This is a genomic window from Nonlabens sp. (assembly GCF_047636915.1).
Lineage (GTDB): Bacteria > Bacteroidota > Bacteroidia > Flavobacteriales > Flavobacteriaceae > Nonlabens.
Genome location: NZ_JBLIGN010000040.1, coordinates 1 through 24,127, shown reverse-complemented (window position 1 = coordinate 24,127; position 24,127 = coordinate 1). Strand labels below are relative to the sequence as shown.

Annotated in this window: 21 protein-coding genes, 1 tRNA gene and 1 pseudogene; 9 read left to right on the top strand and 14 right to left on the bottom strand. The window is 36.1% G+C overall.

Features of this window, described 5'->3' with window-relative positions:
* The 9 genes from ACJAT0_RS07775 to ACJAT0_RS07735 form a co-directional block, all read right to left on the bottom strand.
* Positions 1-179 (bottom strand): iron-sulfur cluster assembly protein (locus tag ACJAT0_RS07775; protein WP_415181211.1); only part of this gene is annotated, 179 nt, incomplete at its 3' end.
* A gap of 1 nt (position 180) precedes the next feature.
* Positions 181-606 carry a SufE family protein gene (locus ACJAT0_RS07770; RefSeq protein ID WP_374004158.1) on the bottom strand — a complete coding sequence of 142 codons (426 nt, stop codon included), beginning with the start codon at positions 604-606 and terminating at the stop codon, positions 181-183.
* Positions 606-1,013 carry an META domain-containing protein gene (locus tag ACJAT0_RS07765; RefSeq protein ID WP_415181210.1) on the bottom strand — a complete coding sequence of 136 codons (408 nt, stop codon included), beginning with the start codon at positions 1,011-1,013 and terminating at the stop codon, positions 606-608. Before ACJAT0_RS07765 ends, ACJAT0_RS07770 begins: the two co-directional genes overlap by 1 nt.
* A gap of 26 nt (positions 1,014-1,039) precedes the next feature.
* Positions 1,040-2,254 (bottom strand): aminotransferase class V-fold PLP-dependent enzyme, encoded by a 1,215-nt coding sequence (locus ACJAT0_RS07760; protein WP_415181209.1) that lies wholly within the window; start codon positions 2,252-2,254, stop codon positions 1,040-1,042.
* 686 nt (positions 2,255-2,940) lie between these two features.
* Complete coding sequence (gene sufD / locus ACJAT0_RS07755) at positions 2,941-4,254, bottom strand: Fe-S cluster assembly protein SufD (RefSeq protein WP_374004161.1); 1,314 nt, start codon at positions 4,252-4,254, stop codon at positions 2,941-2,943.
* Between the two features lie 99 nt (positions 4,255-4,353).
* Complete coding sequence (gene sufC, locus ACJAT0_RS07750; RefSeq protein WP_415181208.1) at positions 4,354-5,106, bottom strand: Fe-S cluster assembly ATPase SufC; 753 nt, start codon at positions 5,104-5,106, stop codon at positions 4,354-4,356.
* Positions 5,107-5,111: 5 nt separating this feature from the next.
* Positions 5,112-5,549 (bottom strand): component of SufBCD complex, encoded by a 438-nt coding sequence (locus ACJAT0_RS07745; protein WP_415181207.1) that lies wholly within the window; start codon positions 5,547-5,549, stop codon positions 5,112-5,114.
* Between the two features lie 31 nt (positions 5,550-5,580).
* A complete protein-coding gene (gene sufB / locus ACJAT0_RS07740) occupies positions 5,581-7,029 on the bottom strand; it encodes a Fe-S cluster assembly protein SufB (protein WP_415181206.1) in 1,449 nt (482 codons plus the stop codon).
* Between the two features lie 49 nt (positions 7,030-7,078).
* The gene (locus ACJAT0_RS07735; RefSeq protein WP_415181205.1) at positions 7,079-7,408 is read right to left on the bottom strand and encodes a HesB/IscA family protein; all 330 of its coding nucleotides are present in this window, start codon (positions 7,406-7,408) and stop codon (positions 7,079-7,081) included.
* Between the two features lie 172 nt (positions 7,409-7,580).
* Here ACJAT0_RS07735 and thiL point away from each other — a divergent pair, with 172 nt between their 5' ends.
* Entirely contained in the window at positions 7,581-8,624 is a 1,044-nt protein-coding gene (thiL, locus tag ACJAT0_RS07730) for a thiamine-phosphate kinase (RefSeq protein WP_415181204.1), read from the top strand.
* Between the two features lie 474 nt (positions 8,625-9,098).
* Here the strand turns inward: thiL and ACJAT0_RS07725 are convergent, their stop codons facing one another.
* The gene (locus ACJAT0_RS07725; RefSeq protein WP_415181203.1) at positions 9,099-9,854 is read right to left on the bottom strand and encodes an alpha/beta hydrolase; all 756 of its coding nucleotides are present in this window, start codon (positions 9,852-9,854) and stop codon (positions 9,099-9,101) included.
* An 84-nt stretch (positions 9,855-9,938) separates the two neighbouring features.
* Between ACJAT0_RS07725 and ACJAT0_RS07720 the strand changes: the two genes are divergently transcribed.
* The 6 genes from ACJAT0_RS07720 to ACJAT0_RS07695 all read left to right on the top strand — a co-directional run bounded on the left by ACJAT0_RS07720 (position 9,939) and on the right by ACJAT0_RS07695 (position 20,225).
* Positions 9,939-11,291, top strand: a complete 1,353-nt coding sequence (locus ACJAT0_RS07720) for a cytochrome-c peroxidase (RefSeq protein WP_415181202.1) — start codon at positions 9,939-9,941, stop codon at positions 11,289-11,291.
* An 843-nt stretch (positions 11,292-12,134) separates the two neighbouring features.
* Entirely contained in the window at positions 12,135-13,127 is a 993-nt protein-coding gene (locus ACJAT0_RS07715; RefSeq protein WP_415181201.1) for an endonuclease/exonuclease/phosphatase, read from the top strand.
* Between the two features lie 247 nt (positions 13,128-13,374).
* Positions 13,375-14,301: a type IX secretion system membrane protein PorP/SprF gene (locus tag ACJAT0_RS07710; RefSeq protein ID WP_374004170.1), complete on the top strand. Its 927-nt coding sequence runs from the start codon at positions 13,375-13,377 to the stop codon at positions 14,299-14,301.
* Positions 14,302-14,327: 26 nt separating this feature from the next.
* Positions 14,328-16,196: an OmpA family protein gene (locus tag ACJAT0_RS07705; RefSeq protein WP_415181200.1), complete on the top strand. Its 1,869-nt coding sequence runs from the start codon at positions 14,328-14,330 to the stop codon at positions 16,194-16,196.
* A 469-nt stretch (positions 16,197-16,665) separates the two neighbouring features.
* Positions 16,666-19,395, top strand: coding sequence for a PD-(D/E)XK nuclease family protein (locus ACJAT0_RS07700; RefSeq protein ID WP_374004172.1), 2,730 nt, complete (start codon positions 16,666-16,668; stop codon positions 19,393-19,395).
* Positions 19,392-20,225, top strand: a complete 834-nt coding sequence (locus tag ACJAT0_RS07695) for an alpha/beta hydrolase family protein (protein WP_415181199.1) — start codon at positions 19,392-19,394, stop codon at positions 20,223-20,225. Before ACJAT0_RS07700 ends, ACJAT0_RS07695 begins: the two co-directional genes overlap by 4 nt.
* A 926-nt stretch (positions 20,226-21,151) precedes the next feature.
* Here ACJAT0_RS07695 and ACJAT0_RS07690 read toward each other — a convergent pair.
* From ACJAT0_RS07690 to ACJAT0_RS07680, 3 genes are all read right to left on the bottom strand, one after another.
* Complete coding sequence (locus ACJAT0_RS07690; protein ID WP_415181198.1) at positions 21,152-21,505, bottom strand: DUF6686 family protein; 354 nt, start codon at positions 21,503-21,505, stop codon at positions 21,152-21,154.
* 11 nt (positions 21,506-21,516) lie between these two features.
* On the bottom strand, positions 21,517-22,032 hold the full coding sequence (locus ACJAT0_RS07685; RefSeq protein WP_374004175.1) for a hypothetical protein: 516 nt from the start codon (positions 22,030-22,032) through the stop codon (positions 21,517-21,519).
* Positions 22,033-22,604: 572 nt separating this feature from the next.
* Positions 22,605-22,985 carry a DUF2271 domain-containing protein gene (locus ACJAT0_RS07680; protein ID WP_415181197.1) on the bottom strand — a complete coding sequence of 127 codons (381 nt, stop codon included), beginning with the start codon at positions 22,983-22,985 and terminating at the stop codon, positions 22,605-22,607.
* 16 nt (positions 22,986-23,001) lie between these two features.
* Here ACJAT0_RS07680 and ACJAT0_RS07675 point away from each other — a divergent pair.
* Together ACJAT0_RS07675 and ACJAT0_RS07670 are read left to right on the top strand one after the other, a co-directional pair.
* Positions 23,002-23,287 (top strand): annotated as a pseudogene (locus ACJAT0_RS07675) (Fur family transcriptional regulator); the annotation flags it as partial.
* 234 nt (positions 23,288-23,521) lie between these two features.
* On the top strand, positions 23,522-23,746 hold the full coding sequence (locus ACJAT0_RS07670) for a hypothetical protein (RefSeq protein WP_415181196.1): 225 nt from the start codon (positions 23,522-23,524) through the stop codon (positions 23,744-23,746).
* 291 nt (positions 23,747-24,037) lie between these two features.
* Here ACJAT0_RS07670 and ACJAT0_RS07665 read toward each other — a convergent pair.
* A tRNA-Ala gene (locus ACJAT0_RS07665) sits at positions 24,038-24,114 on the bottom strand.
* Between the last annotated feature and the right edge of the window lie 13 nt (positions 24,115-24,127).

Sequence of the window (24,127 nt, the reverse complement as noted above, 5' to 3'; positions counted from 1 at the left end):
GCCACAGGGCAATTAGGCGAAGTAAGTGTCATCAGAATTTTCACGTCACCGTCGCTGCTTACCATAACGTCGTAGATCAATCCCAGTTCATAAATATCTACTGGTATCTCTGGATCGTAAATACTCTTCAAGACTTTTACGACCTTTTCTCCTATTTCTTGTCCGTTGATTTCTTCCATCTTAGTTGATTTGAGTTTGGTATGCAATGGCATACATTTTTAATTGTTTGATCATGGAAACGAGTCCATTTGCTCGAGTAGGAGAAAGATGTTCTTTAAGTCCTATCTCATCTATAAAACTGAGATTTGCTGCGATAATGTCAGCAGGTTTTTGACCCGACCAAGCTCTTATGAGAATGGCAATTATACCTTTAGTAATAATAGCATCACTGTCTGCAGTGAAAGCGATTGTATTACTTTTCAACTCTGCATTTACCCATACTTTAGACTGGCAACCCTTGATGATGCGGTCATCGGTTTTCAAGCTTTCGTCAATGAGCGGAAGGCTTTTACCTAGATCTATCATGTACTCGTAACGCTGCATCCAGTCGTCAAACATGGAAAACTCGTCTACAATTTCTTCTTGAATTTCTTGAATACTCGCCATTATTTCATATCTTTTTTAATCGCTACTATAATTATATTTCCTGCCTTATTCAAAAGGTTAATACCTGTATCAGTAACTTCTACAGAAGCTACTTGCGACAAGTGTTTTTTATAGTCTGCTTCAACTTCGGCAACGTCCATGCAATACATTTTTGTTCCCATAAGCATTCCTATTTCTATAAGGTTCTCTTTAGGGTTAGTAAAGCTTCCAGAGTACTGATTGCAAGCTGAGTTCCCTGAAATCGTATTTTTATCTCCAGTTTCTATTTTTAGGGTAATATCATGTTCAGAATAGTCCTTAGTTCCTACTATCGTGATATCATAATCCCCACTTATTTCCCCCATTTCTTTGCAACTACTGGTTATTGCTATAGCTATTAAGACAAATAATACCCTCCTAAGTCTCATCCTTTTCTATTTTATTAATTTCAAAGTTAAGATAACATATTTACAGCACGCTGCAAAGCCTGTACCATAACATCTATTTCTTCTTTGGTATTGTAAAAAGCAAAGCTGGCCCTTACGGTCCCGGGAATTTCAAATCGGTCCATAACTGGTTGTGCACAATGATGGCCTGTCCTTACAGCAACGCCTAATTTATCTATTATGGTACCTATATCATAAGGATGCAGGCTCGCCACATTAAAGCTAATAACCGCAGCTTTGTCAGTTACGTCACCGTAAATTTTTGCGCCTGGAATAGTTTTTATCTGTTCTGTTGCGTAAATAAGTAGTTCATTTTCATAGGCAGCGATATTCTCCATACCTATTTCGTTGAGGTAATCAACAGCTGCCCCTAGAGCGATCCCACCAGCGATGTTAGGTGTTCCAGCTTCAAATTTATGGGGTAATCCTGCATAAGTTGTTTTTTCAAAACTTACTTGATCAATCATCTCTCCTCCACCTTGATAAGGCGGTAGACTATTTAAGGCTTCTTCTTTTCCATAAAGAACTCCTATTCCTGTGGGGCCGCACATTTTATGACCAGAAATGGTGTAGAAATCGGCATCAATAGCTTGAACATCTACTTTCATATGGGCGCAAGATTGCGCTCCATCTATAAGGGTCATCGCTCCATGTCTATGAGCTGCGGCAATGATTTCTTTTATAGGATTAGTAACCCCTAAAGCATTAGAGATATGATTTACGACCACAAAAGCTGTTTTAGGATTCAACAGTTGGTGATAGCTATCCATATCTAACGTTCCATTATCTAACACAGGAATAACTTTTAAAGTTGCTCCTACTCGTTCACAAAGCATTTGCCATGGTACGATATTGGAATGGTGCTCTACAGCACTAACGATAACTTCATCTCCTTTATTGACAAACACATGTGCTCCACTTGCGACGGCATTAATAGAGTGCGTATTTCCCGATGTAAAAATCACTTGTTTACACTGAGGAATATTGAAAAAGGCTCTTACTTTTTCTCGAGCACCTTCAAAATGATCGGTTGCCTCTTGACTCAAGGAGTGAACACCGCGGTGAATGTTTGCATTGTAATGTGTGTAATATTCCACGATCTTTTCAATAACCTGAATAGGCTTTTGAGAAGTTGCGGCATTATCAAAGTAAATTAATGGACGTCCATTCACCTCGCGTTTGAGAATAGGAAAGTCGGCTCTTATTTTATTAATATCTAGCATAGTGCAAAGGTACGATCTAGGCGTGAAGACAATGTTAAATCGGTGCTAGTTATTAAAGGCCTAATTGCGTTTTCTTTTGTCTTGAAATCATTCATTATGAACTCTTATTTGAAGACCCTTCACTTCTGTTGCATACTGTTGCAGGTATAACGCATAAGTCTATTTAAGCAGGGTAATTATAATTTGCGGTTGGAAACAAAACGCCTATAGGAGTTCATTTTTTGTAGGAATTATTCCACCTATAAGTAATTTTCTAAATTTGATGGCAACAAAAATATTTTCCTGCGGTTTTATTTTTAATATTTATATGCTTCTGTATGGGTTGCTGTTAATCTCATAGAATCCATTCTGAATTTGGTTAGGTATTTTGATCCGGTTCGGTATTTGCTGTTGCCTTTCGCGATTTATAACTTTTGGCTCTGCAATTGAGTAAAGAAGTAAAATCAAAAATCGGTAGTCGATGACTTAGGTTTAAAACGGGTCAGGTTGCCTTTTCATTCCCATCATTTAATCTCCAATTCTTTGACGTTGGTGCAAAACCTAGAATGTTAGGTGAATTTTTCAGGGCTCATTCTATTTTACAAACGAGTAGTTTATTCAAATGTCAATGGTTGACTTGATTGAAATAAAAAAAAATACCTTGTCAAGAGAAAGACAAGGTATTTTATATAAATTATTATTTGTTTTTACAAATCAAATCCAATTTCAACCCCTAGCTTATTTGCAATAAGCTTTGTAATGCGAGATTTAATTTCAGGAATTTTTACGGTTTCTAATACGCTGTTTGCAAAAGCAAACATCAATAAAGCACGAGCTTCCTTTTTAGGGATTCCTCGAGCTCTCATATAAAATAAGGCTTCGTCATCTAGCTGGCCAATAGTACAACCATGAGAACATTTTACATCATCTGCAAAAATCTCTAATTGAGGTTTTGCGTTGATGGTAGATGTATCGCTTACTAATATATTGTTATTTTGCTGGTACGCATTGATTTTTTGAGCTATTCTATCCACGAGTACTTTACCGTGAAATACACCAACGGCGCGTTCGTCAAAAATTTGTTTGTATTCTTGAAAGCTTTCACAATTTGGAGCGGTGTGATGCACAAGAGTAGAATGATCTACATGTTGTTTTCCTTGTATAATTGTAACACCATTAAGAACAGAGTTACAATGCTGTCCACGTTGATAAAAGTTCAAATTATTACGAGTCAATTTACCACCGAAAGAGAAGGTATGAACACGTACTTCAGAATTGTCTTTTTGCTCTACAAAAGTATGATCAATTAATGAAGCACTCAAACGGTCGTTCTGGATTTTATACCAGTCTACTAGGGAACGTTTATCAGCATAAATTTCTGTAACGCTGTTTGTCAGTACAGCATTATCGTTAAGACTTTGATGTCTTTCAATAATTTGCACCTGAGCATTTTCTCCTACAACAACAAGGTTGCGAGGTTGTATCATTAATTCGGCTTCATTACCAGTAGAGAAATAAACAATCTCGATAGGCTTTTCTACCGCGATATTTTTATCTATATGAATGTAGGCGCCTTCTTTCGCAAAAGCGGTGTTCAAAGAAGTGAGGCCGTTTTTAGCAGCGAGTTTATTGTAATAGTTTTCTATTACAGGCGCATATTTAGGGTCATTCAATGTACTGGACATCAAACAAACGTCAAACTTATCATGAGTCGTTTGTGAAAGATGGGAACTGTAGATACCATCTATAAAAATAATGCGATAGGCATCGATTTGATGTACCAAGTACTTTTTAATATCTCCGTAAGAAATATCAGTCTCTTTTTTAGGAAAAAGGCTGTAATCTTTGTTGAATAAGGACTTTAGGGAGGTGTACTTATAGGCTTCTTCTCTGCGTTGTGGAATTCCTAGATGTTCAAAATCTGTCAATGCTTCACTGCGCAAATTATGTACGTAGCTATTGGTATCGACTTCATTTTCTAGGGCAATAAAAGAAGAAAGGATATGGTCTTTAAAACTCATAGTTATTTTTTTTATCGCTTTCGCAAAAGCGAACTTAAAGGTTCATTAGTGAAAAATAAAAGCAATTTAGTTAGCTTTAGTAATTCTAAAGCAATTTGTTTAAGCTTCTACTTCTTCTTTGACCCAGTCGTAACCGCGTTTTTCTAGTTCTAATGCAAGTTCTTTGCCACCAGACTTCACGATGCGACCATTATACAAAACATGTACAAAGTCTGGAACGATATATTCTAGAAGTCGCTGGTAGTGAGTAATAACAATAGTAGCGTTATTTTTAGTTCTCAGTTTATTTACACCATTTGCAACGATGCGCAAGGCATCGATATCGAGTCCCGAATCTGTTTCATCAAGAATAGCCAGTTTAGGCTCTAACATTGCCATCTGGAATATTTCGTTACGTTTCTTTTCTCCCCCAGAAAATCCTTCATTCAAAGAACGAGAAAGAAATTTACGGTCAATTTCTAGCATTTCAGACTTTTCACGTATCAATTTTAACATGTCTTTTGCGGTCATGTCATCTTTCCCCTGAGCTTTGCGGGTTTCATTGATAGCGGTTTTCATAAAATTAGTAACTGATACTCCAGGAATTTCTACGGGATATTGAAAAGAAAGAAAAATACCCCTGTGGGCTCTTTCTTCTGGATCCAACTCTCCAATGTTTTCTCCTTCTAGAGTAATTTCTCCTCCAGTTACTTCATATTCGTCACGACCTGCAATAATATTTGCAAGTGTGGATTTACCAGAACCGTTAGGTCCCATAATTGCGTGTACTTCTCCTGCTTTTACCTCAAGATTGATTCCATTGAGGATTTCTTTTCCTTCAATAGTTGCTGTAAGGTCTTTTATTTGTAACATAGCTGTTATTTAACGTCTTTAATATCTATTGTTTTTCCAGTCGTAATCACGTTTGCACTTGTTGCTGGACTTACTTCTATAATTTTAGTAACTGTTACCATTTGATCCCATCCTTCACCTAGTTTTTCTTTTAATGGATTAGCACTTAGACTGCCATGTATAACCACATGAACCATATCAAATTCGGTTTTTTTCAACGCCTTCGCTACTTCATCCAGTTCATGCATCTTTTTATCGATTTGAACGGCATAGATTTCGTTTCTAGTGGTGAGCACAGCGGCATCAGATAGGTAAATGAATTCACCTCTTAAAAGTTGCTGTCCTTCAGGAAGAACGTCTTCTTTTATTTTATTTATGATCGCAGTTTCCTCTTTAGATTCCTTATCGTTTTTGCAAGAAACCATAGTTAAGGCTAAAAAACTTATAACAATGAATCGCTTCATATTTATGGTATTAAATGGTACAGTTGCTTTTTTAACCTACAGATCCTTCTAAACTTATTTCCAAAAGTTTTTGTGCCTCTACGGCAAATTCCATGGGTAAATTATTCAATACTTCTTTAGAAAAGCCATTAACTATAAGAGCAATTGCTTTTTCTGTGTTGATACCACGCTGGTTGCAGTAAAAAAGTTGGTCTTCACCTATTTTACTTGTGGTCGCTTCGTGTTCTACCTTTGAAGTACTGTTGCTATTTTCAATATATGGAAATGTATGTGCACCGCATTCATTGCCCATCAATAAACTATCACATTGTGAGAAGTTGCGCGCATTTGTTGCTCTAGAGCCAATTTTTACAAGACCCCTATAAGAGTTTTGAGATTTTCCAGCACTTATTCCTTTTGATATAATGGTAGACTTGGTGTTTTTACCCAAGTGAATCATTTTAGTTCCAGTATCTGCTTGTTGGTAATTATTAGTTACTGCGATGGAATAAAATTCCCCTACAGAGTTATCACCTTTTAGAATACAGCTTGGGTATTTCCAAGTTACGGCGCTACCTGTTTCTACTTGTGTCCAAGAGACTTTTGCGTTTTTCTCGCAAATAGCACGCTTCGTAACAAAGTTAAAGACACCTCCTTTTCCCTCAGCATTTCCTGGGTACCAATTTTGAACTGTAGAATATTTAATTTCTGCATCATCAAGGGCAACTAATTCTACACAAGCGGCGTGCAACTGGTTCTCGTCACGACTAGGTGCGGTACAACCTTCTAGGTAAGAAACATAACTACCTTCATCTGCGATTACAAGAGTTCTTTCAAACTGTCCTGTTCCTCCTTCATTGATACGGAAATACGTAGAGAGTTCCATGGGGCATTTTACCCCCTTGGGAATGTAACAAAAAGAGCCATCAGAAAATACAGCACTATTTAGCGCGGCATAATAATTATCATTTTGCGGGATTACAGTTCCTAAATATTTCTTTACTAACTCAGGATGTTCTTGGATAGCCTCGGAAATAGGACAAAAAATAATTCCTTTTTCACCTAGGGACTTTTTAAAACTCGTTGCTACAGATACGGAGTCAATAACAACGTCCATTGCAACTCCTGAAAGTTTCTTTTGTTCGTCAATGGAAATACCTAATTTTTTAAAAGTCTCTAACAATTCTGGATCTACCTCGTCTAGACTGTCGTATTTAGGTTTAGAGCTAGGAGCAGAATAATACGAAATAGCTTGCAGGTCAGGCTTTTCATAAGTTACATTTCCCCATTCTGGCTCTTTCATACCCATAAAAATACGGTAAGCTTCAAGCCTCCATTCTAGCATCCATTCTGGCTCGTTTTTCTTTCCCGAAATTATGCGGATCACTTCTTCACTTAGACCCACAGGTATGGTATCTGACTTCATATCTGTGTAAAAGCCGTACTCATACTCTTTGTTCTTAAGCTCCTTTTCTAACTGTTCTTCTGTATATTTTGACATATTTTTCTTTTATCTCCACTTTCGCAAAAGCAGAATTATACCTATCTTTTTACAGTGAAAAAGATTCTCCACAACCACAAGTTCTCTGTGCGTTGGGATTATTAAAAACAAATCCTTTGCCGTTTAACCCACCACTAAATTCTAACGTGGTGCCTACTAGGTAAAGAAAGCTTTTTTTATCTACGGCTATTTTCACATCATTTGTTTCAAATACTTTGTCCGTATCTGCGCTTTCTTTGTCAAAAATTAAATCGTAAGAAAGGCCGCTACAACCACCACTTTTTACACCTACGCGTACAAAGTCTTTGCCTATCATATAGCCCTCTTCACTCATTAATTGAGTAAGCTTAGCTTTTGCAGTTTCTGATACACTTATCATACTTAAAATGGCTTGTTTAAAATAATTTCAAATATACGATACTAATAATGGTAAAGATGAAACAGCTATGATATTCTTATATAGTGATATTTAAACTGCTTATAGAATATATTTTAATAAAGAATAGGTTGCATTTGTACTGTCGTTCTTGCCTAAGTTGTAATTTTACAAAATGATAGAAGATAAAAGCCCACAACGTACTCCGATAGAAAGCCTAGGTGAATTCGGTCTTATAGATCATATAACTAAGAACTTTGAGATCTCCAATCATTCAACAGTTACTGGAATAGGGGACGATGCAGCTGTGTTGAAGCACACTAAATCAATTGTTATAACGACAGATATGCTGGTAGAAGGAATTCACTTTGACCTGAGCTATGCTCCATTAAGGCATCTGGGCTATAAAGCGATAATGGTAAATTTATCAGATGTGTATGCCATGAACGCAAAAGCTACTCAGGTAACAGTCTCTATTGCAATGTCTAATAGATTTCCTGTAGAAGCGGTAAATGAACTCTATGAAGGAATTCATATGGCTTGTAAAGCTTATGGAGTGGATTTAATAGGTGGCGATACAACTGCTTCTAGAAGTGGTTTGGTCATATCTGTTACTGCAATTGGAGAGCAAGATGCTGATAAAATTGTGCGTAGGAAAGGAGCCAGCGATGGGGATTTATTAGTAGTATCAGGTGATATAGGTGCGGCATATATGGGGCTTCAAATTTTAGAAAGAGAGAAAGCTGTTTTTAAGGCAAACCCTCAAAGCCAACCAGATATTGAGGCCTATAGTTATTTGTTAGAAAGACAATTGAAGCCAGAGGCTAGAAAAGATATTATCAAACTATTACAAGATCTTGAGGTACACCCCACGAGTATGATCGATCTATCTGATGGATTGAGTTCTGAAATCATTCATTTGTGTAAACACAGTGAGGTAGGTATAACTATTTACGAAGATAAAATTCCCTTAGATCCGACGGTTATAACTGCTTGTGAGGAGTTTAATCTGGACAGCACTACTATTGCCTTAAGTGGTGGTGAGGATTATGAGTTATTGTTTACGGTAAAGCAAGAAGACTTTCCCAAGATAAAAGCAAATCCTAGTTTGTCTGTTATAGGTCACGTCGTAGATGCTTCTCTTGGGATAAATCTAGTTACGCGGGATGGACAGCAAGTTCCTATTAAAGCTATGGGATGGAATAGTTTTAAAGAATAAAAAAAAGCCTATTTAATTTTAAAAAGTTGTTTACGTAATTCAGTTTATGAATGATATGTTGACAACATACTTTAGAAAGGGAGTTGGTCTGTCGTTTTGAAAATTATAACGTAGAGGAAAAGACTTAAATATCAGAAAAGCTATATGCTTTGGGCATATAAATGGAGAGCTTTTGCTTTTAGTCTCTTGCGAGCCATTTCATTAAGTGTTCGATTAATTTGTGAATAACGATCGTTCAGAGGTACTAATTCTCCGTAAATATTATTTGTCATTTGTTTTCCGCATTTAGAACAACACAATTCATAGACACGTGTATTTACTACATGTGAAATTCGATAATTGTGTCCTATAATACTGCAGCAGGCAGCTTTTAAGGAATAATTTTTACGCATTATCTTGATATTTGAGAACTAATTTATATTTTAATTAAGAAACTAATATAAAACTTGTTAACAAATTTCGCCAAAAATACAATTACTCGATAAAGCGCAGATTTTTTAGAATATCTGCAACGTTTGTTACTAATGACATGTGACCACTATCAATTTTTTTATCCTCAACTTCTAAAAAATCACGCTCTAGTATAATTTGATTTGGGAGAATAATATGGTCTTTCCATCCGTATATGTAAGAGATAGGCATCCTTGAATCTTTCAAAGTTTCCAGAGAACTTTCTCTATCACGCATACATTCCAAAGCTTGTACGATACTTTTAATAGAAATATGATTCGCCTGATCCTTCATTTCTTTAATTCTTGACTTGAAAACATTCTGTTCGTCAGCTGTAAATAAGTTTGCTATTGCCATACTTACATAGGCTTCTTGATGTTTTTCAATGAGTTGGATCGATCGGTTGCGCAGCAATTTTCTTTGTCTAGAATCTTTACCAGCAATGCTATTGAGCATGGTAAGCGATATGGTCAGTTGAGGTCTTTCTTTTGCAAAAGCGGCACCTAAATAACCACCCATACTATGACCTATTATATGGACACGATCTATCTTCTCTATTTTGAGGATTTGTTCGATTATTAAAACCAAATCAGTAAGTGTATAGTTCTGAGAGAATTCTAGGCTACTGCCGTGACCAGGAAGATCGATTTTTAAAACAGAAAATTGGGTAGTGAGTTCTCCTTCTAAATAATTCCATTGGTTCATACTTCCTAAAAAGCCATGAATAAATAGTAAAACAGGTTTTTGATGATTTTTAAAATGATAATGTAAATAATCCATGAGGCAAAGGTACTAGCTCTTCATTTTGCAAAACACCAAAAAAGCATTCCAGTCTTGAAATTTTTATTAATTTAGCAATTGCAGATGATAACAAAATATTTATATCTAGTAAGTTCAGCGTTTATTCTCTTAGTTGCCTGTGCAGAAACCGATGATTATGAATTGGTAAGAACAGAACTGGATATACGCCTTGAGGAATTGTTAGAACAAAATGCAAACGGACAAGGAAAGAGCTTTTTCATATTGCCAGACAGCGATGATTTCACTTCCATACCTCAAGATCCATTGAATCCATTGAACACTTATAAGGTTGCTTTAGGGAAGTTGTTATTGCACGAAACTGCCGCTGGCAGTGATCCTAAAATGAGTCAGATGGAAGAGACCTATTCTTGTGCAACTTGTCATCCAGCCGCATCCAGTTTTTATTCTGGTCGCAGTCAAGGAATAGGTGAAGGTGGAACTGGTTTTGGTTTTGTGGGAGAAGGGAGACAAATTGATTTGAATATACCTATTGATTCTGTTGATTTACAACCAGTACGTCCACCTACATTGCTACATGTAGCTTATCAGGAAACCGCGTTATGGAATGGTAGTTTAGGGGCAACTGGCCCTAATTTTGGAACAGAATCTAGATGGGCTATCACAGAAGTTGTTGAGAATAATTTAGGTTTTCAGGGTGTTGAAACTCAAGGCTTATTAGGTCAGTCGATCCATAGGCTTAAAATAGATGAAGATTTTATAATTAATAATGGGTACCGATGGCTTTTCAATAAGGCTTTTGCAGATGTAAATGAGTCCAATCGCTACACAGCATTAAATGCCGCTCTAGCTATAGCTGCTTTTAACAGGACGCTACTTGCAAATAGATCACCGTGGCAAGATTATTTAAAAGGAAACTACGAGGCGCTTTCTGAACGAGAGAAAAAAGGTGCGATAATATTTACAGATAAGGGGCAATGTATAAGTTGTCATACTGGGCCAGCTTTAAAAGATCACGAATTTCATGCTTTTGGCTTTGGACATTTTGACGGTTCTAATGATGCAGTGGTCTTAGATGATGCAAAATTTGATATGGTTAAAAAAGGTCGCGGTGGTTTTACAGGAAACGTTTCGGACGATTATAAATTCAAAACGCCGACTTTATACAACTTACGTGATGCGAGGTTTTATGGTCACGGCTCCACTTTTAGTAGTATAGAAGAAGTTGTTCGCTATAAAAATAATTCCTCTCTACAAGACCAAAATGCTTCTTTTAACTTGGCTTCAGAAATGGGAGCGATTGATCTTACAGAAGCAGAAATTTCAGATCTGGTTTTCTTTTTAGAGAACAGTCTTTATGATGCAGAGTTACTGCGCTACGTTCCAAATTCTGTTAAGTCAGGCAATTGTTTTCCAAACGCCGATGTGCAGAGTATAATTGATTTAGGGTGTGACTAGTTTACTTTTAAATATCAATGATAGCAAAAGTTAGTCTGCTTAGGTAATCAAAAGGTATGTTTATGCTAAAGAAATCTCAAGTAAATTTAAGTCACTATTTTTAGGGTAACTATCATCCTTATTATTAATACGTATAGTTATAAAGTCAATTTGCTTATTGATATTATTACGGCCTGTTTTGAAATAAGAAGTCCTGTTTAAAAGCATTTTAATAATAAAGAGGTTCTGGGATGAAAAGCTTTTAGAGGTTTGATTTTATGGCGTAGGGGATTCTAGGAAAAGATATAACAGAGGTGAAAATTTATAAAAGGAATAACGAATCGGTTTTTTAATTTATTTAATGCTTTTAGTATAAATCACTCGTAAAGTTGGGGTTGTAAGTTACAAAATATAGGATTGAAAAGAATGTTATAAATCTAGTGTTGACACATTAGCCTATCAAAACATGAGGCACTTTAGAATTGTATTAAAGAAAGTTTTAAAAAACCTTAAAAAAAGCAGGAATAAATCAAATACATCCATAAACAAAAGAATTGTTTTTATTTCGAAACTAGGAGACTTCGCAATAAGCGATGAATGCAGGACGCCATAATGGCTCGATTTCTAATGGGATAGATTTTTAAGAAAAATAACAAAGTGTATAGGAAATAGCAGTTTTAATTCAAAGTAATAGCGATGTATCGATTTGTAGCGAAAGACTAAATATATTAGATACAATAAACAAGTAAATCACAAGGGATATAAACATTTTCAGTCATTCGGGTTCAGTACAGAGGGTTATTCCCTCTTTTTCATTTTAAAAACCTTGGGTATGCCTTACATTTGGGAACTAAATTTTTTAAATTGTCTATCCCTTCACAGTCTTTTGAGCAATATACGGTTGCTTTTTATAATGTAGAAAATCTTTTTGATGTGGTTAACGACCCTCATGTATATTTAAATGAAGATTTTACAGAATTCGGTTGTAAAAACTGGACAGAAAATAGGTATCAAAAAAAGCTTTCTAGAATTAGTGACGCTATTAGCAAAATAGGTTTTGGATCTACAGGTAAATTACCATCGATAATTGGTCTCGCAGAAGTAGAAAACAAAAAAGTTCTTAGCGATTTAATACAGCAGCCTAAACTTGCGCATAGTAATTATGATTTTATACATTATGATAGTCCAGATGAAAGAGGCATAGATGTTGCTTTTATATATGATAAGACAGTTTTTAAGTTGGTCCATTCAGAGCCGTTAAACATCCATTTGGAAAATGAAGAAGGTGTGCGCGACACCACAAGAGATATTTTATATGTAGAAGGAATTTTAGCGGGAACACCAGTTCATATTTATGTAAATCACTGGCCATCTCGCCGCGATGGCGCAACAACAACAGACTCAAAAAGAGTTGAAGTCGCTAGTCAACTAGTGCAATATATCGATAAGAAAGATCCAGAGAATAAACGTGTGGTCAACAGTCTTTCGATAAAAGAAGCACACCATATCATTATTATGGGGGATTTTAATGATGATCCAGAGAATGACAGTATCAAAAAGGGGATTTTACCCTACGGTTTTGATAACACAACGGCTTCCCTAAAGAATTTTCATCGAGGCTCTTTAAACCATAACTTTAAATGGAATCTTTTTGATCAGGTGATGATCAGTCAGAGCCTTCATAACGATGTGATAGATTCTTTATATTTTCACAAAGCCGATATTTTTGATGACATCATGTTAAGACAATGGAAGGGAAAATATCGAGGACAGCCAGCAAGGACTTTTGTAGGCCGTACCTATAAAGGTGGCTATAGTGATCATTTCCCTGTTTTTGCTATATTCAGGCGCAACTAGTAGGTAATTTGACCCTAAAACGCACCGATTCGTCTATTAAGGAATTGTTAAACAGGAGTGGTGTAAATTTTTTATATCTTCACCATTCAAGATTTTATAGGATATGATTAAAAATTTCTAGGTTTTTTTACTGAACGGCTTTAGTAAAAGCATAATTACAGCAAAGAAATGAATGGTGATTAATAAAATCGTACTATATTTAGAAATCTAAAATTATGAACACAACCTTAAAACCAAATTTGTGAGAATGAAAAAATTACTTGCAATGGGTCTAATTATCTCGATCTCCGCCACTAGTGTAGTGCGGGCGCAACAGGACCCTCAGTACACACAGTACATGTACAATCAAAACGTTATTAATCCAGCTTACGCAGGAACTCAAGATGGAACGAACATTACCGCTCTTTATAGGCAGCAATGGTCCGGAATCAATGGAGCCCCAGAAACTATCACCCTTTCTGGTAGCACATCGATAGGAGACAGGCTAGGAGTAGGTTTTTCTGTTATCTCAGATAACGTAGGTCCCGTAAGCGAGACTAACGCTTATGGAGATTTTTCATATAGATTACCAGTAGGAGAGAAAACTACGCTGGCTTTAGGTATGAAGATAGGAATGACGTTTCACGATGTTAATCTTGCTACCATACGAACTACCGTTCCTAATGATAATGTGTTTTCAGATCAAATCAGTGAAAATTATTTCAATGTTGGGGCTGGAGCATTTCTATATGGGTCTAATTGGTACGTTGGAGCATCAGTTCCCAATCTGCTTAATGCGGTTCATCTAGATGAAAATGAAAATCAGTCTGGAACAAGTTTAGGTTCAGAAACGCAGCACTACTTCTTAACTGGTGGATACGTGTTTGACGTCGCCGATAACATCAAATTGAAGCCAAACGTTTTAGTAAAGGGAGCCTTTGATGCTCCTGTAAGTTTTGATCTAAACACTAACGTATTGTTTAACAATAAGTTTGAAATAGGAGTTTCTTACCGTCTAGAAGATTCCTTCAGTGGATTGATAGGAATGAACATTACCGATAACATTAAAGTAGGATATGCTTATGATCGTGTTATTTCTGACATATCAGTTGTTGCAAATAGTTCTCACGAAGTGTTTATAACTTTCGGTCTTGCTTTTCCACGCAAAGTGATGCAATCACCACGTTTCTTCTAATTCCAAAAACAGCAAAGAATACAAACATGAAAAAACTATATATACTTTTAATTTTATTCGTTGGTGTTGCAATGACTGCGCAAGCACAAAACGATAAAACTGCAAAGGCTGATAAACTCTATGAGCAACGGCGTTATGTAGACGCGGCAAAGGCTTATGAAAAGCTTCTTATAAAAGGAATAAGGACTCAAGATGTTTATACAAAACTAGGCAACTCCTATTTTTATAACAGCGATTTTAAAAATGCCGAAACAAATTATGCGAGAGCTGTAAAACGCGATCCTCAGGCAGAAACTCTTTACCGATATGCTCAGTCTTTAAAAGCTTCTCAGAAGTATGACCTGTCCTACGCGGTAATGAATCAATTCGTAAGTTTAAAGCCTGCAGATGATCGTGCCTTAGAATTTAAGGCCCATCCTAATTATATACAAGAGATACAATTAATGAAGGAAGGTTTTACAACTACATCCTATAAATTCAATACGGAAGCAAGTGATTTCTCGGCATTACAAGTAGGGGATAAACTTTATTTTTCAAGTGCACGTAATGAAAATAGAGGTAAGTATGGATGGAATAAAGAACCTTACTTGGACATTTATGAGGCAGTTGTAGACGATGCAGGAGTAGTTGGAAAACCAGAGCTCATTAAAGGAGAAGTAAATACAAAGTTCCACGAAGGAACTATGGATATTACTCCCGACGGGAAATACATGTTTTTTACTCGTGTAGATTACTATAAAGGAGATTATGAAAAAGCTATTGATGGAGAAAGTAAATTAACTATATATAGAGCCTTAAATGCAGGTGGAGAGTGGAGAGATGTAGCAATTACTTCATTAGAGTCTAAGGAATATGGTGTAGGCCATCCCTCTATCACAAAAGATGGAAAAGCGATCTACTTTGCAAGTGAAGCACCAGGTGGACAAGGTGGTACGGACCTCTATAAAGCAGTTCTCAATGATGGCAAAATATCAAACCCAGTAAACTTAGGACCCGTAGTAAATACTTCGGGAGATGATTCGTTCCCTTATATGGCCGATGACGGTACTCTTTATTTCTCAAGTAATGGGCATCTAGGTCTAGGTGGATTGGATGTTTTTAAATATAAAGATGGAAAAGTAACTAACATGGGAGCTCCGGTAAATAGTTCTTTAGACGATTTCGGATTTAGTTATTCTGAAGCAACTGGTAAAGGATACTTTTCTTCTAACCGCAAAGGAGGACAAGGTGGAGATGATGTTTATGGAGTAGAAAGAATTAAAATATGTGAAGTGGTTGTTACTGTAAAAGCAATAGATGTTAAAACAGGAATGGCTATTCCAGGAGCTATTGTATCCCTTCAAAACGCTTCTGGAAATAGCATGCCAGGACAGACTACAGACACAAATGGTATCGCTGTATTTACTACAGACTGCAATTTAGATCTGACAGCACGCGGTGCAAAAGACGCATATGAAAGTGGTGAAGCTACTTTATCTGTGACTGAAGTAGAAACAGCTATGGTAGAAGTAATGCTGACTCCAGAGCCTGTAATTGTAGAAGATAAAATTATCTTGAACAAAATTTATTTTGACCTTGATAAATCTAATATACGTCCAGACGCTGCTCTTGAATTAGATAGATTAGTTGCATTGATGAAAAAGTATCCTACTCTTGAAGTTCTTGCAGAAACTTATGCAGATACTAGAGGCCTTGATTCTTACAACTTAGCACTTACAGATGAACGTGCTAATAGCATCATTCAGTACGCAGCATCTCAAGGAATTGAAAGTTCTAGATTAAAGGCTACAGGTCGTGGAGAAGCAAATCCAATAGTAGACTGCAATTCTAAAAAATGTACAGATGCAGAGTATGAGTTGTCTCGTAGATCTGAGTTTTCAATCACAAAAAGATAAAACAACAAATTAACCCAATGTTTAAAAAGTCCATTTGCAACTGCAAATGGACTTTTTTTTGAAGCTAGTTTCACGGGACATTTAAATGTTATTGGCACCATACAAGCAAACCGTATGTAACGCAAGTTATGATCTGAATTTACTGGGAAACATAGGCAGATTCCAGTCGCTTTTCCTGAAGAAGTAAAATATATAATACCATTTCTACGGAATGAAGCCAAAGTATACAAAGGATTCCTTTTATGTAAAATACCGGTGCTGAGTTTCCTTATTAGCGAGTTAAAGTGTTGAATCGGGAAGCATATATGAATATTTTATTCTGGTAGATCCAACGTGTAACTAGGTAAATTCAATAAGGAGAAGGAGTGACAGTTAAGCTTCATATTCTAACTGCGCAGAGATCTGCATTCTTTTATAAAACTGATGTAAATTACCTGTTTAAAATGAGCATATTAATTACCTTAACCAGATGAATTCATTTTTAGAAAACACCTTAGCCGATCTCGAGAAGAGTCAAATAGATACTACGGCGGTCACTTATGTGGTCCCGTCCAGAAGGGTTGGGATTTTCCTTAGTAGGCATATTGCACAACGTCTGGAGACGCCTATTTTTTTACCAAAGATATACAGCGTAGAAGAATACATAGAGCAACTTGCTGAGGTAGAAATTCTAAACGATCTCGATCTTTTGCCACTATTTTATAAGGCTTATAAAAGCGTTGAAAAGGGGAAGGATCTAGACACTTTTGATGAGTTTATCGGTTGGGCTACTACCATTCTCAAGGACTTTAATGAGATGGATCGGTATCTTGTAGATCCACAGCAGTTTTTCAATTACCTAGGTAGTGTTAAAGAAATGGACCATTGGGCATTGAACCAGAATCCCACGTTAATGGTTTCTAAATACCTTAGATTCTGGAAAAAACTGCATTTGTATTACGATGCATTTCAAAAATTATGTCTAGAAAATGAAACCGTTTATCAAGGAATGGCTTATCGGTTAGCTTTTGCAAAAGCAGAGCAAGTATCCTTTATTTCAGATCTTAAAGAAAAGACCGTATTCTTGGGCTTAAACGCGCTCAATACTGCTGAGGCAAAAATTATACAGAAGCTATTAGAAGAAGAAAAAGGAGAGGTCTATTGGGACATAGACACCTATCTCATCGATTTACCATTTCACGAATCTGGGAAGTTTATACGTAAATTTAAAAAGGAATGGAAGTATTATGAGAAGAAGGACTTAAAACTCTACGGCACACAATACCAGACTAGTAAAAATATAGACATTCATAGTGCGGCTGGTAACTTAAGTATGATTCAAGTTGCCGCGCAATTGATGGAACAAATCCCACAAGAAGAGCTGCAAGAAACGGCTGTAATTCTCGCAGATGAACGTTTGCTTTTACCCTTGTTAGATGCCATTCCAAAAAACATCCAGCACTTTAATGTGACTATGGGATTGTCTCTAGACCAGTTGCCGCTGTCGGCATTTATTTATGATATTATAAAGCTCCATACCGAAGCAACAGAAGATGGGTTCTATTACAAAGGCATGGTGAATATTTTAGAATCTTCCTTTGCCTATATTTTAATAGAGGATAATTCCCGTGCTCTAGTCAAATTTATTAGAGAAAATAACCTGATTTACATCGCTCCATTTAGCTTTAATGAAATAACAAAGCAGCAGGTTATTCATAGAATTAGCAGCCCTATTCAACATGTAGGTGGTTTGATAGATCTGATTCAATACGTTCTTGAAGAACTCAAAGGCAAATTATTTAAAGAAGATAATAGGAGGTTAGAAATAGAACAGCTATTGGGAATTACAGAGGTGGTTCAAAACCTAGCGACTATAATTGATAACAATCAAGAGATTAAAGATTTAAAAACGGTTGCTTATTTATACAAACAGTTGGTGCCCCTCAAAAACTTGGATTTTATAGGAGAACCCATTCGGGGTCTTCAAATCATGGGACTGTTAGAAACTAGAGCGTTAGATTACAAGAATATCATCATGTTGTCCGTAAATGAAGGCATCCTACCTGCCGGAAAGTCTACGGCTTCTTATATTTCAAATGATATGAAACATCAGTTTGAATTGCCTACCTATTCGGAGAAAGACAGCGTGTACGCCTATCACTTTTACAGACTGCTGCACCGTGTTGAAAAAGCGGCTTTTATTTATAATACAGAAGGGGATACATTAGGTGGTGGTGAGAAGAGTAGGTTCTTAACGCAGCTGGAAACAGATGCAAACTCCCATCACATTATTTCACACAAGCATTACATTTTTAAAAACAGTGCTGTAAAAGAAGAGCTGATGGTTATTAAGAAAGAGTCCTCCTACTTTGAGCGATTACAACAAATTGCTGTTAGTGGTTTCAGCCCTTCTGCATTGACCAGTTATGTGCGCAATCCTATTGATTTTTACGCGAGTAAAATTTTACGCGTTTCAGATATGGAAGATGTGGAAGAGAATATTGCTGCAAATACAATGGGCTCTATTATTCATGAAGCGCTGGATAAATTGTACCAACCCTATGTAGGTAGGATTTTGATCAAAGCAGATTTTGATCAAATCAAAAAGCAAATGCTACCAGAATTAGAAGTGGCTTATCAAAAAGAATATATATCTACGTCAGATCCAGTAGGTAAGAATAAGATCATTTACGAGGTTTCTTTACACTACATCAAGAAGATGGTGCAAAGTGATTTAGACCTTGTTCAAAGTGGTTGCGAGCTCATTATTAAAAGTGTAGAACGCAAACTCGAAGCCGAAATCAAAATCCCGCAAATAGGGAAAGTAAAAATCCATGGAATGGTAGATCGCATCGATCAGCTCGATGGTAAACTGCGCATTATAGATTATAAATCTGGAGCGACCGACAAAGGAAATGTAGGAATTGATCCAGAAGATTTTAATATCCTAAGTGGCGATTATAAAAAGGCAAAAGCCTTTCAAGTGTTGATGTACACCTATTTATATAGCCTTAACGAACCATTTACAGAAGCGAGTGCTGGAATCATCAGTTTTAAGAATTTTGATCAAGGCTATATTCCTTTTGCTTTTAAAGCAGGAAGATCGTATCAAGAAAAAATGATCGATGTTGAAGTGCTGCAAAATTTTGAACAGGTTCTTTTTGCTTTGATTCAAGAATTATTCAACAAAGAAATTCACCTTACAGAAAAACCAGTATGATCACCAGTAGCAATATTATTTTAAAAGGAGAAAACGACCGCGCTATTTTATTGGATTATGAACATCAAGAAACCATCAAGCCTTTGCCAGTGGTTGTTTTTTGTCATGGCTATAAAGGCTATAAAGATTGGGGCGCTTGGAATTTGATGAGTTCCGCTTTCGCGAAAGCGGGATTTCTATTTATAAAATTTAATTACTCGCACAATGGTGGTACGGTGGAACAGCCTATTGATTTTCCAGATCTCGATGCTTTTGGAAACAATAATTACAGTATAGAGGTAAGAGATACCATCAGGGTTTTGGATTGGATAGAAAACTCAGAGTTGCCCGTAGATCGTTATCAAATCAACCTAATAGGGCATTCCAGAGCCGGAGGAATTACCACCATAGTAACAGCAAAAGAGCCAAGAGTTTCAAAGCTCATTACACTTGCTGGAGTAGCTAATTATGCAGAGCGTTTTCCCATAGGTGAAGCGTTAAAAGAATGGAAGGAAAAAGGAGTGATGTATATCAAAAATGGCCGTACCAAGCAAGAAATGCCTCTTTTCTATCAATTCTATAAAGATTTCCTGCAAAATGAAGAAGAATTAACCATTCTTAAACAAGCTCAAAAGATCAAACAACCCCACTTGATTCTGCATGGAGAAAATGATGAAACAGTTGTAGTAAGCGATGCTCAAAAGCTGCACAAAGCCAGCTTCAACTCACAATTAAAACTCATCAGGGAAGCCAACCATACGCTGGGAGCTTCACATCCATGGCATCACGAACAATTACCTTTGCATTTAAGAGAAGCAGTCCAGTGTATGGTTAATTTTTTGAATTCATAAATAGGGCGGCTTGATATGCTCGAAAACTATAAAGTTTGCGAGTGGTCTAAGTCATAAAGTATTAATTGCTTAAATTCTTATTTAACTAGTATGCAATATTTACTCCGTTGAACATCTTTCATTGACATTTCACCTTTTTCAGTAAAAGCAAAATGCCCGTTTTGATGATTCATCAACAAATCGTTTGTGACGCAGTATCTAATAATTGCAACATGTGTTTTTAAGTCTTTTATGTAATCCTAAATACTAAAAAAGTCCTTTGTCGGATTTGATAAAAGCATTTTGTTTTATACGGTACTTTGTAGTTTTTACTCTTAATAGTAGTTATGAGGAGAATTAGTTTATTCCTATTGTATGATAACGCTAGAAGCTGTTATCTGTTTAACTATTTGCACGTGTAGATTTCAAAAAACAGAGTAAGTATTGATGTAAAGCGCATTAAAATCAACATAAAATAAAAGCCCTACGTCTTGATTGGTGAGGACAGATTTTACTGAAGCACTAGATGGTATAAAAGGCAATGTTTTTTAAAACAAAAAAGCCAAGGATGGAGCTCCTCAGCTTTTTCTAATAGTCCAATATAACAATATGTAGGACTCTTTTTTATAAGATTTTTCTTTATTTAGAATAAGGAAATGCAACAAGTAAAATGGCTATGCCATTCATTTATTGATGCGGGATGCAAATATAGTTTGTTACAATAGGAGTTAAAGCTTATTTGAATAAATATTTAAATTTATTTATAGGGATTTGTACTTTTAATAACAACAAACTCCATTCAAGTGAAAAGAGTCCTTTGTTTGATTCGGGCATCCTTTGTGCTTTTCTGATAGAAAGACGCTGGAAAAGAGGGACAAGGTTTCACTGATGGCATTTTTTAGAGTGATGGTACAGATCGCTTTACAACTTATTTTTCTTGCTTTTTTTTAATTTAAAAACAAGGTGTAATCTATATCGCTAATACCGAGCATCTCCATAGGTTTTACAGTTTGTTGATTAAGAAGTAATTTAAGGAGAACAATTTCATGTTTATCAAACATCATAGTAAGATTTTTTTGAGTGGAAGGAAGGGGTATTTTTCTCTTCATAACCATACGCTCGTGCTTTATTTCCCTGTATTCAATTTCAATAGTATTTACATAGTCTTTTAATTTGTTGAGTTGATCAGGGTACAATTCTAAACTTAAGTTATTAAAAGTTAGTTTATAGACAGTACATCCAGAACAGTAAGAGAGCTGCCCTTGTTTATTTTTGGCTACTATTCTTATTCTATGGCACATAAATTTATAATTTAATAACAGACTGTTAGGACCTGTACTTGTTGTTCAAAATGGTTTAATGGTATTGGTAACTTACGATCAGCAATTTTCTCCAGTGTATCTAAAACACTATTCATCATTGATATAGAACCGTAAATCATCAAATGCTCGCCTTTTTCTAGAGCATAAGCTATTGCAATTCTTTGGTCCCAGATTTTATCTTGTACGTATCGCTTTTGTTGCTCTCTAGAAATTGCTAGGTGTATATGAAGTAAAGGAGCCTTTTCTGTGAAAGGTTGGTACAAATCAAAACTGCCTTTTGAACGTCCACCCCAGAATAAGGTGCTGTTTTTGTTTTTTCCTATCATCGCTATAAATGAAGCAATTCCAGTCCCATTTGCAATCATAATTACAGGCGCTTTTTCACTAGGTAAATGAAACTTTTTGTTTCTTTTAATAGAGGCAGTCACCTGATTTCCTTTTTCTAACTTACTTAAGAACGAAGAGCAAACTCCATAATTGCCTTTTAATGCTAAGCAAAATTTCACTTCCTATTTTTGCAATAGAGTACGTAAGATTCCTTTGAGCACCAGTTGTTAGAATATGAATAATATCTCCATACTTCGACCTGATTTTTTCTAAGGGCAGTAAGGGAATAAAGTTTTCCTGTTGGTGCAAGACGGCATCCATTTGAATAGCAAATCGCGAAGAGATGAAAAATAAAATGCTGGCACTCGCAATGAGCAAAATAATTGACCAAAGAAAGTTAGCCTTACCCATATGTAACTGTAAGTTCCTGTGCGACAGAAAAGCTGTAAAAGGGTGGTTGGTTTCACTGATGATCCCTCCAGAATATTGAGGTACTAATAGGTCCTGATTATTCAATGAGATTTTAAAGCGACCTCGTCATGTTCTTCTCTCAATTGATGAATAGTCGTTTCAACAGAAACCTCTTTAGGTCTACAACGCTGTGACCTTGTAGGGTGTTTGAAATCGGTTCACAAGCGAGTATAACATCGGGAACGGATGCGATAATTAAAAATAAAGAGGAAGAAAGAGCTAACAGTAAGTGACTGTATCTCCATAATGAAAGTGTCATAGAAGGTAGATTACTGAGGCATTAATCGCACGTAACGTATAAAGACAGACTCTTCTTTTTTCCTTCTAGATGTGCTGTAGTAAGTTCAAATTGCAAATCTGTCGCGTAGTTTTCTTGGTCTTCTACTGCGGTTTCAAATCTAATGCTGTAGCCTTTGTCAATTTTTACTTTAGGTATTTGTAATACAGGGATGGCGGCCTCGCGACCACTTATAGTCGCTCCAGAGATAGCCTCTATATTGGGACGATGCTTACCGTAAAACTGCCACCATGGAGTGATTTCACTATACCACTCGCTATCAGTTACCTGCACATACAGGGTTTCTTTATATGCTCCTTTAGGGTTTAAAAGAGAAACGACTACATAAGTGCCTTCTCCAGTATAGTTTTTTAAGTGAATCATACACTTGTAGGACGCTTTTTTTAAAATGGTAGATAAAAATTACCGAGTGAGTTGGGCTACCTTGTATAACACCTTGGATATTTTAATAGCATCCCGTTTAGTTCGCAAGCATTAATTCAGCAATAGTGTAGCTCATTATGAAAAATCTTTTTTTTGATGGTAAACACGACCATATAATCTTGATAGACACAGGTGAGGTATTGGAATTTTCTGATTCAAGAATTCAAGAGATATAGAAAACTATCGAAGAGGTTTTTGGTGTAGAAATCGATGTACACTCTTTATATTTTTATAAAACGTGAAATATAAAAGTAGATGAAGGTTAGTTGTTTCATTGTAGCCACCAAGCATTTAGCTTTAAGTTGGGGTTTTTAGATTTTAATGATTTTAGATGTAGTTTGATGAGAGATGGGTTTATTAGAAATGACAAACCCATTTTATTTTTAAACAGTATAAACATATACAGATCAAATATTTAGTTTGATTCTTAAAACAGATAATTCTAAATTTTTATCTCATTCTATAATACAAAAGTCATGTCTATAAGAATGGGAAATAGTTGTGTAAACTGCGATAATTTAATGGGAGATGACACTTGTAAAGTTCATGCAGTAAAAGTAAGTACGAGTTACACTTGCGACAGCTTTGAAATGAAAGCGGCGTTAAAAGACGACCCTAACTGTGTTTCATGCGCAAGATATGAAGGACCTAGTTGTTCCAACCCACAAAATGCAGCTCCAGGAATGCTATGTTCTCAATGAGCACCACAAAATGCGCAGGCGTAAACTAAAGATACATATATCCATAACAGATAGCTAAGCCCGTTTTAGTTTTTCCTTGCCCATTTTTACCCCTTAAGATTTAAAACTTTTAATCCTACTTTCGATAGCTATCGGTATTAGGGTTGAAATTTTCCCTTGATTAAGAAAAAAGCCTGTGCTGAGCTGCGGCCAAGTATAAATTTTTAGAAAAGCGACATCCGTGGCGTATACTTAAGCAAACAGCCCGCTCAAAATGAGCGGGCTGTTTTGTTGGAGCACTTTGATAATCTATGGTGGAGAATACCGGGATCGAACCGGTTACCTCTACACTGCCAGCGTAGCGCTCTAGCCAAATGAGCTAATTCCCCAAAAATCAGATTC